General features: G+C 64.3%; 9 protein-coding genes. 4 read left to right on the plus strand and 5 right to left on the minus strand.

Going from position 1 to position 11834, the window contains the following annotated elements:
• The first annotated feature begins 46 nt into the window (after positions 1–46).
• The 4 genes from mdtD (at position 47) to yccS (ending at position 6647) form a co-directional block, all read left to right on the plus strand.
• Complete coding sequence (mdtD, locus tag B3361_RS10350; protein WP_029887785.1) at positions 47–1474, plus strand: multidrug transporter subunit MdtD; 1428 nt, start codon at positions 47–49, stop codon at positions 1472–1474.
• A 112-nt stretch (positions 1475–1586) separates the two neighbouring features.
• Positions 1587–2924, plus strand: a complete 1338-nt coding sequence (gene dbpA, locus B3361_RS10355; RefSeq protein ID WP_232108669.1) for an ATP-dependent RNA helicase DbpA — start codon at positions 1587–1589, stop codon at positions 2922–2924.
• 146 nt (positions 2925–3070) lie between these two features.
• The gene (locus B3361_RS10360; RefSeq protein ID WP_054881921.1) at positions 3071–4252 is read left to right on the plus strand and encodes an NAD(P)/FAD-dependent oxidoreductase; all 1182 of its coding nucleotides are present in this window, start codon (positions 3071–3073) and stop codon (positions 4250–4252) included.
• A gap of 211 nt (positions 4253–4463) precedes the next feature.
• Complete coding sequence (yccS, locus tag B3361_RS10365; RefSeq protein ID WP_054904960.1) at positions 4464–6647, plus strand: YccS family putative transporter; 2184 nt, start codon at positions 4464–4466, stop codon at positions 6645–6647.
• A 49-nt stretch (positions 6648–6696) separates the two neighbouring features.
• Here the strand turns inward: yccS and B3361_RS10370 are convergent, their stop codons facing one another.
• The 5 genes from B3361_RS10370 to fba form a co-directional block, all read right to left on the minus strand.
• The gene (locus B3361_RS10370) at positions 6697–7434 is read right to left on the minus strand and encodes a substrate-binding periplasmic protein (RefSeq protein WP_054904961.1); all 738 of its coding nucleotides are present in this window, start codon (positions 7432–7434) and stop codon (positions 6697–6699) included.
• A 104-nt stretch (positions 7435–7538) separates the two neighbouring features.
• Positions 7539–7835: a winged helix-turn-helix domain-containing protein gene (locus B3361_RS10375; protein ID WP_009681370.1), complete on the minus strand. Its 297-nt coding sequence runs from the start codon at positions 7833–7835 to the stop codon at positions 7539–7541.
• A 12-nt stretch (positions 7836–7847) separates the two neighbouring features.
• Positions 7848–8348: a M48 family metallopeptidase gene (locus tag B3361_RS10380; protein WP_009681371.1), complete on the minus strand. Its 501-nt coding sequence runs from the start codon at positions 8346–8348 to the stop codon at positions 7848–7850.
• Between the two features lie 39 nt (positions 8349–8387).
• On the minus strand, positions 8388–10508 hold the full coding sequence (locus B3361_RS10385) for a putative bifunctional diguanylate cyclase/phosphodiesterase (RefSeq protein WP_154211056.1): 2121 nt from the start codon (positions 10506–10508) through the stop codon (positions 8388–8390).
• Positions 10509–10756: 248 nt separating this feature from the next.
• Entirely contained in the window at positions 10757–11821 is a 1065-nt protein-coding gene (gene fba / locus B3361_RS10390; protein ID WP_009681373.1) for a class II fructose-bisphosphate aldolase, read from the minus strand.
• Between the last annotated feature and the right edge of the window lie 13 nt (positions 11822–11834).

The raw sequence follows: 11834 nt of genomic DNA on the forward strand, positions 1-11834 counted from the left end.
AGCGGCTTTAGCCGCGAAGAGGCCGGCACTGACAAACGAGGAAGTCATGCCCGAACGCACCCCGCTAGACCCCGCCACCGCCCGCTGGATCCCCTGGGTGGTCGCCATCGCCTTCTTCATGCAGTCCCTGGACGGCACCATCCTCAACACCGCGCTGCCGGCCATGGCCCGCTCGCTGGCCGAAGACCCGCTGCGGATGCAGGGCGTAATCATTGCCTACATGCTCACGGTGGCCCTGCTGATACCCGCCTCGGGCTGGATCGCCGACCGCTTCGGCACCAAGCGCATCTTCTTCAGCGCCATCCTGCTGTTCAGCTTTGGTTCGCTGCTATGCGCCGCCGCCAACAGCCTCGGCTTCCTGATTTTCGCCCGTGTGGTGCAGGGCCTGGGCGGCGCCCTGATGCTGCCGGTCGGGCGGCTGGTGGTGTTGCGCGCCTACCCGCGCAGCGAGCTGGTACGCATCATGAGCTTCATTACCATCCCCGGCCTGCTCGGGCCACTGCTGGGTCCGACGGTGGGCGGCTGGCTGGTGGAGATCCTCAGCTGGCACTGGATTTTCCTGCTCAACCTGCCTGTCGGCCTGCTGGGCTGCTACGCCGTCTGGAAGTTCATCCCCGACCTGCGCGGCGCTGAACGCACCCGCTTCGATACCCCTGGCTTCCTGCTGTTCGGCGCCGCGATGGTGCTGATCACCATTGCCATGGAGGGGCTCGGCGAGCTGCACCTGCCGCACCTGCGGGTGATGCTGCTGCTGTTTGCCGGCATGGCGTGCCTGGCCGCCTACTGGCTGCGCGCCGGGCGCGACCCCGAGCCGCTGTTCTCGCCCAGCCTGTTCCGCGTGCGCACCTTCGCCATTGGTATCCTGGGCAACCTGTTCGCGCGCCTGGGCAGCGGCGCCCTGCCGTTCCTGGTGCCGTTGCTGCTGCAAGTCGCACTGGGCTATTCGCCGGCCCAGGCCGGCATGAGCATGATCCCGCTGGCGGCGGCGGCAATGGTGGCCAAATCCCTTGCCAGGCCGCTGATCGAACGCTTCGGCTACCGCATCATCCTGACCAGCAATACCTTGCTGCTGGGCCTGCTGCTGGCCAGCCTTGGGCTGGTTGACGAGCAGACGTCCTATGCCGTGCTGCTGATCCAGCTGGGGCTGCTGGGCGCGGTCAACTCGATGCAGTTCACGGCAATGAACACGGTAACCCTGATCGACCTCGACGATGCCAGCGCCAGCAGCGGCAACAGCCTGCTATCGGTGGTCGCGCAGCTGGCGCTGAGCCTGGGCGTGGCCTGCGCCGGCGCCCTGCTTGGCGGCTTCACCGCCGCCGGCAGTGCCGAAGGTGTGGACACCACATTGGGCGCCTTCCAGCTGACCTTCGTCACCATCGGCGTGATGGCCATGCTGGCGGCGGCGATCTTCCTGCAGCTGGCACCGACGGACGGAAGGCGTGCCCGTCGTCCGGAACACCACATGGAGTCTTAGGGCGAATGGCCACGAGGCTGGTAGACTATGCGGCATTTTTAGCTTCGCACCGCAGGCCCGCCTCGTGACCACCGAATCCACCGCCTTTGCCACCTTGCCGCTGTCCACTGCCATGCTGGCCAACCTGGACGCCCTCGGCTATGCCGCGATGACACCGATCCAGGCCCAGAGCCTGCCGGTCATCCTCAAGGGCCAGGACCTGATTGCCCAGGCCAAGACCGGCAGCGGCAAGACCGCCGCCTTCGGCATCGGCCTGCTGAACCCGATCAACCCGCGTTACTTCGGCTGCCAGGCCCTGGTGCTGTGCCCGACCCGCGAACTGGCCGACCAGGTCGCCAAGGAACTGCGCCGCCTGGCCCGCGCCGAGGACAACATCAAGATCCTGACCCTGTGCGGTGGTGTCTCGCTGGGCCCGCAGATCGCCTCGCTGGAACACGGTGCGCACATCATCGTCGGTACGCCTGGGCGCATCCAGCAGCACCTGGACAAAGGCACACTGGTACTCGATGGCCTGAACACCCTGGTGCTCGACGAAGCCGACCGGATGCTCGACATGGGCTTTTTCGATGCCATTGCCAGCATCATCGGCAAAACCCCATCGCGCCGCCAGACCCTGCTGTTCTCGGCCACCTACCCGGCCGGCATCAAGCAACTGGCCGCCGACTTCATGCGTAACCCGCAGCAAGTGAAAGTCGAGAGCCTGCACACCGACAACCAGATCGAGCAGCGCTTCATCGAGATCGACCCAGAGCAGCGCCTGGAAGCCGTGACCCGCGTGCTGGGCCACTATCGCCCGCAGTCATGCGTGGCGTTCTGCTTCACCAAGCAGCAGTGCGAAGACGTGGTTGCGCACCTGACCGCCAAGGGTATCGTCGCCCAGGCGCTGCACGGCGACCTGGAGCAGCGCGACCGCGACCAGGTTCTGACCATGTTCGCCAACCGCAGCAGCTCGGTGCTGGTGGCCACCGACGTGGCCGCGCGCGGCCTGGACATCGATGGCCTGGACATGGTCATCAACGTCGAGCTGGCGCGCGATGCGGAAATCCACGTGCACCGCGTGGGCCGTACTGGCCGCGCTGGCGAGAAGGGCCTGGCGGTGAGCCTGGTTGCCCCGGCAGAAGGCCACCGCGCCCAGGCCATCGAGCAACTGCAGAAGAGCCCGCTGCGCTGGGACCAGCTCGACAGCCTGAAGAACAAGGGCGGCGAGCCGCTGCTGCCGGTGATGAGCACCCTGTGCATCGCCGCCGGGCGCAAGGACAAGCTGCGCCCTGGCGACATTCTCGGGGCGTTGACCGGTGATGCCGGGATCCCGGGCAAACAGGTGGGCAAGATCGCGATCTTCGACTTCCAGGCGTTTGTGGCGGTGGAGCGGGCGCTCGCCAAGCAGGCCATGCAGCGCTTGAACAGCGGCAAGATCAAGGGCCGATCCCTGAAAGTCCGCATCGTCTGACATTTTTGGGGCTGCTTTGCAGCCCATCGCAGGCACGCCAGCGCCCACAGGGTCACCACAGGCCTTCAGGCTTGTGCAGTCCCTGTGGGAGCTGGCTTGCCTGCGATGGGCCGCACAGCGGCCCCGGCTATCCATGAGGTAACACCGTGCACTCCACCGACGTGATCATCCTCGGCGCCGGCGCCGCCGGCCTGATGTGCGCCCAGCTCAGCGCCCGCCGCGGCCGCCGGGTACTGTTGCTCGACCACGCCAACAAGCCAGGCAAGAAGATCCTCATGTCTGGCGGCGGGCGCTGCAACTTCACCAATATGTACACCGAACCGGCCAACTTCCTCTCGCACAACGCCCATTTCTGCAAATCCGCGCTGGCCCGCTACACGCAATGGGACTTCATCGAGCTGGTGTGCAAGCACGGCGTGGCGTACCACGAGAAGAAGCTCGGCCAGTTGTTCTGCGACAACAAGGCCAGCGACATCCTCGACATGCTGCTGGCCGAATGCGACGAGGCCGGTGCCGAAATCCGCATGCACACCAGCATCGAACAGATCGAAAGAACCGAAAGCGGCTACCTGCTGCAGACCAGCGGCGGGCAGTTCGCCTGCCAGTCACTGGTGATCGCCACCGGTGGCCTGTCGATCCCGACCCTGGGCGCCACCGGGTTCGGCTACCAGGTCGCGCGCCAGTTTGGCCACACCCTGCTGCCGACCCGCGCCGGGCTGGTGCCGTTCACCATCACCGAGCCACAACTCAAGGCCTTGTGCAGCGAGCTGTCCGGCACTTCGCTTGATTGCACGGCCACCTGCAACGGCACCAGCTTCCGCGAAAACCTGCTGTTCACCCACCGTGGCCTGAGTGGCCCGGCAATCCTGCAGATCTCGTCGTTCTGGGAAGCCGGTGACACTGTCGAGATCAACCTGTTGCCCGACCGCGATGCACTCACCTGGCTGCAGCAGATGCAAACCGAGCGCGCCAATGCCGAACTGAAGACCGTGCTGGGCGAAGTGTTCACCCGCAAGCTGGCCAACCTGCTGGCCGAGCAGTGGTTCGAGTCCCGTCCCATGAAGCAGTACACCCCCGCAGAACTGGCGCAGATTGCCGAGAAGCTGGCCAACTGGCAGGTGGTGCCTGCGGGCACCGAGGGCTACCGCACCGCCGAAGTGACCCTGGGCGGCGTGGATACCCGCGAAGTGTCGTCCAAGACCATGGAGTCGCTGAAAAGCCCCGGGCTGTACTTTATTGGCGAAGTGCTGGATGTCACCGGCCACCTGGGTGGTTTCAATTTCCAGTGGGCCTGGGCATCGGCCAACGCCGCAGCGCAGTTCGTGTAGAGTAGAATCCATTCAGCAGCACGGAACGCTTCTTGCTGGCCCGTGCCCAGCGCCGGAATCTGGGCCGCTTCGCGCCCCTTCGCGGGCATGCCCGCTCCCACGGGGTTTTGTGCAGTACCTGTGGGAGCGGGCGCGCCCGCGAAGGGCCGCAAAGCGGCCCCAGTAACCGGTTCTGAAAGGTATTCCTCTGATCACTGCCTAGCAGGCCAACATGTCATCGAGCTCGTTCCGTCAGTCACTGCGTCGCCTGTGGGGCCAAGACAAGTTCAGCTATAGCATCCGGGTCACCATCGCCCTCACCGGCAGCCTGGCCCTGTGCTGGTACCAGAACGAGATGGCCCTGCTGATCCCGCTGTTCCTCGGCATCATCGCCAGCGCCCTGGCCGAAACCGACGACAGCTGGCAGGGCCGCCTCAGCGCCCTGGTCGTCACCCTGGTGTGTTTCGCCATTGCTGCGCTGGCGGTCGAACTGCTGTTCCCCTACCCCTGGTTCTTCGCCATCGCCCTGGCCCTGGCAGCGTTTAGCCTGACCATGCTCGGCGCACTGGGCGAGCGCTACGGGGCCATTGCCTCGGCAACCCTGATCACCGCGGTGTACACCATGATCGGCGTAGACCAGCGCGGCGGCCAGGTCACGGATTTCTGGCACGAGCCCATGCTGCTGGTGGCGGGCGCGGCCTGGTACGGGCTGTTATCGGTATTGTGGCAGGCGCTGTTCTCCAACCAGCCGGTCCAGCAGAGCCTGGCCAAGCTGTTCTTCGAGCTGGGCAGCTACCTGAAACTCAAGGCCAGCCTGTTCGAGCCGGTGCGCACCCTCGACGTCGAGGCCACACGCCTGGCCCTGGCCCAGCAGAATGGCAAGGTGGTGGCAGCCCTGAACGCGGCCAAGGAAATCATCCTGCACCGGGTCGGCAACAGCCAGCCAAACTCCAAGGTCAGCCGCTACCTGAAGCTGTATTTCCTGGCCCAGGACATCCACGAGCGGGTCAGTGCCTCGCATTACCCCTACAACGCCCTGACCGAAACGTTCTTCCACAGTGACGTGATGTTCCGCTGCCAGCGCCTGCTGCGCAAACAGGGCTCGTCCTGCCAGGAGCTGGCCCGTTCGATCCGCCTGCGCCAGCCTTTCGTGCTGGCCAGCGGTTATCCCGAGGCCCTCGAAGACCTCAACGCTGCGCTGGAGCACCTGCGCCTGCAAAACAACCCGGCCTGGCGCGGCCTGTTGCGCTCGCTGCGGGCCCTGGCCGCCAACCTGGCCACGCTCGACCGCCTGCTCAGTGCCGCGAGCAACCCCGACAGCCTGGCCGACGCCAGTGACAGCAGCCTGCTCGACCGCTCGCCACGCTCGCTCAAAGACGTGTGGACGCGCCTACGTACCCAGCTGACACCCACGTCGCTGCTGTTCCGGCATGCCTTGCGCCTGCCCTTGGCGCTGTCGATCGGCTACGGCATGGTGCACCTGATCCACCCCACCCAGGGCTACTGGATCATCCTCACCACCCTGTTCGTCTGCCAGCCCAACTACGGTGCGACCCGGCGCAAGCTGGTGCAGCGCATTTTCGGCACGGCCATTGGCCTGACCGTCGGCTGGGCCTTGTTCGACCTGTTCCCCAACCCGCTCATCCAGTCGCTGTTCGCCGTAGTTGCGGGGGTGGTGTTCTTCGTCAACCGCACGACCCGCTACACCCTGGCCACGGCCGCGATCACGCTGATGGTACTGTTCTGCTTCAACCAGATCGGCGACGGCTACGGCCTGTTCCTGCCGCGCCTGTTCGATACCCTGGTGGGCAGCCTGATTGCCATCCTTGCGGTGTTCCTGTTCCTGCCTGACTGGCAGGGGCGGCGCCTGAACAAGGCGCTGGCCAATACCCTGGCCTGTGCCAGCGTGTACTTGCGCCAGATCATGCAGCAGTATGCCCACGGCAAGCGCGACGACCTGGCCTACCGCCTGGCCCGGCGCAATGCCCACAACGCCGACGCGGCGCTGTCCACCACCCTGGCCAACATGCTGATGGAGCCGGGGCATTTCCGTAAGGAGGCCGATGTCGGCTTCCGGTTCCTGGTGCTGTCGCACACCCTGCTCAGCTACCTCTCGGGGCTGGGCGCGCACCGCGATACGGCATTGCCGGCCCAGGCCCAGGAACAGTTGATCGAAGGTGCCGGGCAAAGCCTGGCCAGCAGCCTGGACGAAATCGCCAACGGCCTGGCAGCGCGGCTGCCCGTGGCCATTCACAGCGATGCCGAAGAAGCGCTGGCCAACGCCCTGGAGCAGATGCCGGATGAGCTGGATGAACATCAACGGCTGGTGCAGACACAACTGGCGCTGATCTGCCGGCAGTTGGGGCCATTGCGGACCTTGGCCGCGCACCTGATCAAGGAAGGCAACCCGGGCTGAGGCCTGACCCGGCCTTTACCCACGAAGAGGCCGGTAACGCCACCCAAGCTCAAAAGCCATGCTGGCGCAGCAGCCGGGCATAGCTGCCATCGGCCCTCATCGCTGCGATCGCCTGCTCGAACCGCTCGACAATCCGCGCACGCTCCGGGTGCTTCAGGCTGACCAGGATATGCAGGGTGTTCTCCCCCAGCGGCGGCTCAACCAGCACCACCTCGTCACGCACCTGCTGCGGTTCACGCTGCAGGTTGTAGCGGGCAACGTACTCGTCTTCCACCGCCAGGTCTACTCGCCCTGCTGCGACCATGCGCAGTGCCGAGGAAAAGGTGCGCACCGCCACCTTGTGCAGGCGCGGATCGCCGTCGAACCCAGGGGAATAGGCGTAATCACGCACGACAGCGATGGTGTAGGGGTAAAGGTCCGACTGTTGCCGGTAGCGTATCGCCTGGCCTTTTCGCTGCAGCAAGCGGATACGGTTGGTCAGGTATGGCGTGGAGAACTGCCCGATGCTGGCGCGCGCCTCGTTGTACCAGGCATCGATCAACACGTCGTAGCGCCCTTGCGCAACGCCCTGCAGCGCCCGCGCCCAGGGCGCCTCCTCATAGCTGCTGGCGTAGCCGGCACGGGCCAGCGCCGTGGTGACGATGCTGGTCGCCAAGCCACCGCCCGGCAGGTCTACATCGGTGAACGGGGGCCATTTATCCGCCACCAGGCGCAGCTTGCCCTGGCCCAGGGCAGGTGTTGCCAGCAAGATTGCCAGTACTCCCAGCGCACAAAGCAGTGGCCGCATGCTTACGTCCTTTTGCCATGGAGGGCACACACTGCGGGTGAGGTTACACAACCGCACTGCCGGGGGCAGCGGCCATTAGTGTCATTTTGCCTCTATTTTTGGCCTCAAGGGTAACCCAGCACGTCGCGGACCTGCCGCAGATGCTGGCTGATCCACTGTTTGTCGACCGCGCCCCAGTCACGAATACGGTAATGCCCGGCGTGGTTGCGCGCGCCTTCCTGTTGCTCGAACTCGCAAACGATGTCCAGGTCGGCCAGCGCGGCGATGGTGTCCTGGGCGGTGCGCCGCGGCATACCCGTGGCTTCCACCAGGGCCGGCACGCTGGTCGCGGTGCGGCTGTCGATCAGCCAGGCTACGTACAGGCGCCGGTAGAAGCTGCTCTTGGTCTTGCTCACATCCATGCTGCATGTTCCTCAGAGGTTGCCCGGCAGTTCCCGGTAGGTCAGGTAGACGCGCAGGTCGAATTCCAGTTGGTGATAATCGGGTTCCATGTGCTGGCAGAGCTGGTAAAAGGCCTTGTTGTGGTCGCGCTCGCGCAAGTGCGCCAGCTCATGCACCACGATCATGCGCAAGAACTGCGGTGCGGCCTCCTTGAACAGCGAGGCGATACGGATTTCCTTCTTGGCCTTGAGCTTGCCGCCCTGCACCCGCGACACCGCGGTGTTCAGGCCGAGCGCGCGGTGGGTCAGGTCAAGCCGGCTATCGAACAACACCTTGTCCAGGCCCGGCGCACTACGCAGGTACTGCTGGCGCAGCTCCTGGGCATAGCCGTACAGCGCCTTGTCGCTTTGCACATCATGGCGCCCGGGGTAGCGGCGCTGCAGGTACTCGCCCAGGCGGTCGCTGTCGATCATCTTGCGCACCTGCTCTTGCAGGTGCGGCGGGTAGGCTTGCAGGTAACGTAATACGGTCATGGCAGTGCATTCGGCGTAACGAATGCCGATTCTAGCCAATCATGGCGCTGGCCAGGAGAAAATCACCGGGAAGCGGGTAGCGTCCGAGGCGGTCATGGGGTGGGCCACCAGGAACCCCTGCACATACTCGCAACCATTGGCCTTGAGCCAGGCTGCCTGGGCCGGGGTTTCCACGCCCTCGGCAATGACCGTGATGCCGTAGTCGGCGCACAAGCTGATGACACTGCGCACCAAGGCGGTATCCACTGCCGTATCAGGCAAGCGTGCCACCAGGTGGCGATCCAGCTTCAGGGTATCGATCGGCAGGTCCCGCAGCATGCGCAGTGAACAGTCGCCGGCGCCAAAGTCATCCAGCGCCACCCGTACGCCCAGCTCGCGCAGGCGATGGATCTGTTTCACCGCCGCATCGATGTTGTACATCAGCGAGGTCTCTGCAACCTCGACCTCCAGTTGCGCCGGGTCCAACTGGTAAAAATGGATCACCCGCTGCAGTTCTTCGACCAGCCCGGGCATGACAAACTGCGCACGGCTCAGGCTGATGCCCAGCACCAGGTCTGCGGGAAAGTGCTGGTACCAGGCATGGCGTTGGGCCGCGCCCTGGCGGTAGATCCAGCTGGCCAGCCGGTTGATCAGCCGGGCTTCCTCGAGCAGAGGAATGAACAGGCCTGGCGGCACATCGCCGACGCTCGGGTGCTGCCAGCGCAACAAGGCCTCGAAACCCCGCAGGCGGCCATCGATGAAGCTGACTTGCGGCTGGTACACCAGGGTGAAGTCCTGTTGCTCGATGGCCGTGCGCACGCTGTCTTCAAGCATCAGCCGCGAACGCGCCCGCCCGTTGAGTTCCTGGTCGTAAAAGCGGTACTGCTGGCGCCCGGCCTGCTTGGCGGCATACATCGCCGCATCGGCTGCGCGCAGCAGGCCTTCGACATTGGCACCGCATTCCGGATAGGTGGCAATGCCGATGCTCACCCCAAGGCACACATCCAGGCCGTCCACTTCATGGCGGATGGACACCCGCTCCAGCAGCCGCTCGGCATAACGCCCAGCCTGCTCCGGGTAAGGCAGGCTGTCGAACAGCGCGGTGAATTCATCGCCGCCCATGCGCGCCAGCAAGGCCTCGCTGCCCAGGCAGTCCTTGAGTTGCTCGGCGACCCAGCGCAGCACGCGGTCACCGGCGTCATGGCCAAGGGTGTCGTTGATGCGCTTGAAGCCGTCCAGGTCCATGTACATCAGCGCCTGGGCCTTGTCCGAGCGCTCGTTGCGCAACAGAGCGCCCTCGGCCGCCTGGTAGAAACCGCGGCGGTTCAGCAGGCCGGTCAGCGGGTCGGTAACGGCCTGGTACTCCAGTTGCTGGTGCAGGTTGCGCACTGCCGACATGTCCAGCACGGTCACCACCATGGCCTGCTGGTCGGCTGGCAACGGCGCGCACGACAATGCCACCGGAACAAGCTCGCCGGCCAGCGTGCGCAGTTGCGCGTCGTGCACGCGGTAGATTTCTTGCCCCAGGTAAGCACGGTAGAACTCCGATTCAAGCCATGGGCAGGCAGCGGGAAGCTGCACCAGGTCGAGCAGTTGGGCGCCCTGAATGTGCTGCACGGGGGCCGCCAGCAAGCGGGAAATGGCCGGGTTGGCAAAGCTGATCACGCCCTGTGCGTCCACCACCAGAATGCCTTCGGCGGCGTTCTCCAGAATCGACCCATTGAACGCCCTGGCGGCTTCCAGCTCCCGGGTCAGGCGCTGCAGCATGCGCCGGTTGCGCTGCTGGTCGAGCAAGGCCTGGACTTTGGGCTTGAGAACCTTGGGGTCGAACGGTTTGAACATGTAGTCCACGGCGCCGCTGGCGTAGCCTTTGAGCACGGCCGCTTCGGACTGTTCGTTCGCGGTCAGGAAAATGATCGGTGTCAGCCGCGTACGTTGGCTGCCGCGCATCAGCCGGGCAACTTCAAAGCCGTCCATCTCCGGCATTTGCACGTCCAGCAGGACCAGGTCGACATCATGCTCCAGCAAGGTGCTGAGGGCTTCCATCCCCGAACCGGCTGTTAACACCTGCCAATCTTGCCGGGCCAGCAAAGCCCGCATGCTGATGAGGTTTTCGGGGTAATCGTCTACCACCAGAAGAACCGAACTGCCATCCAGTGGCTGAGGGTAAGCGCCATCCATGCTGCTTCTCTTGTATGTCCAACTACGACTTGCTATTGGCTCCGAGCTTAACTCTAGCCGTGGCTACGAAAGACGCAATGCAAGGCATGGCAATAAGCCATGGACGAAGAAATTAGTCGACTAACGGTAGCTTTGCAACATGACTGTGAGCCTGATGCCGGGGGCCGCCAAATCGCTCCCAAGGCCTGAATGCCAAGCAAAAAAAACCCGCATTTCTGCGGGTCTTTCTATAACGCTCAACGGTTCGATCAGTTGACCTTGGCCGCCAGCTCGCCTTTGGCATAGCGCTGGAACATGCCTTCCAGGGAGATCGGCTTGATCTTCGAGGCATTGCCTGCAGTGCCAAACGCTTCGTAACGGGCGATGCACACATCACGCATGGCCTTCACGGTTTCAGCGAAGAACTTGCGAGGGTCGAACTCGCTCGGGTGCATGGCCATGTGGCGGCGCATGGCACCGGTGGAAGCCAGGCGCAGGTCGGTGTCGATGTTGACCTTGCGCACGCCGTACTTGATGCCTTCGACGATTTCTTCAACCGGTACGCCGTAGGTTTCCTTGATCTCGCCACCGTACTGGTTGATGATCGCCAGCCACTCCTGCGGTACCGACGAGGAGCCGTGCATCACCAAGTGGGTATTGGGGATGCGCTTGTGGATTTCCTTGATACGCTCGATGGCCAGGATGTCACCGGTTGGCGGCTTGGTGAACTTGTAGGCACCGTGGCTGGTACCAATGGCGATGGCCAATGCATCGACCTGGGTCTTCTTGACGAAATCAGCGGCTTCTTCCGGGTCGGTCAGCATCTGGCTGTGGTCCAGAACACCTTCGGCACCGATACCGTCTTCTTCACCGGCCATGCCGGTTTCCAGCGAACCCAGGCAGCCCAGCTCGCCTTCTACCGAAACGCCACAGGCGTGCGCCATGGCCACGGTCTGCTGGGTGACACGCACGTTGTATTCGTAGTCGGTCGGGGTCTTGCCGTCTTCGCCCAGCGAGCCGTCCATCATGACCGAGCTGAAGCCCAGCTGGATCGAGCGCTGGCAGACATCAGGGCTGGTGCCATGGTCCTGGTGCATGCACACCGGAATGTGCGGGAATTCTTCGATGGCAGCCAGGATCAGGTGGCGCAGGAACGGGGCGCCGGCGTATTTGCGGGCACCGGCCGAGGCCTGCACGATCACCGGGGAGTCGGTCTTGTCGGCCGCTTCCATGATGGCGCGCATCTGCTCGAGGTTGTTGACGTTGAAAGCTGGTACGCCGTAACCGAACTCGGCGGCGTGGTCCAGCATCTGGCGCATGCTAATGAGTGCCATTGTGTATCTCTCT

This window comes from Pseudomonas sp. UBA6699, assembly GCF_002454615.1.
In the GTDB taxonomy this organism is placed as follows: Bacteria; Pseudomonadota; Gammaproteobacteria; order Pseudomonadales; family Pseudomonadaceae; genus Aquipseudomonas; species Aquipseudomonas juntendi.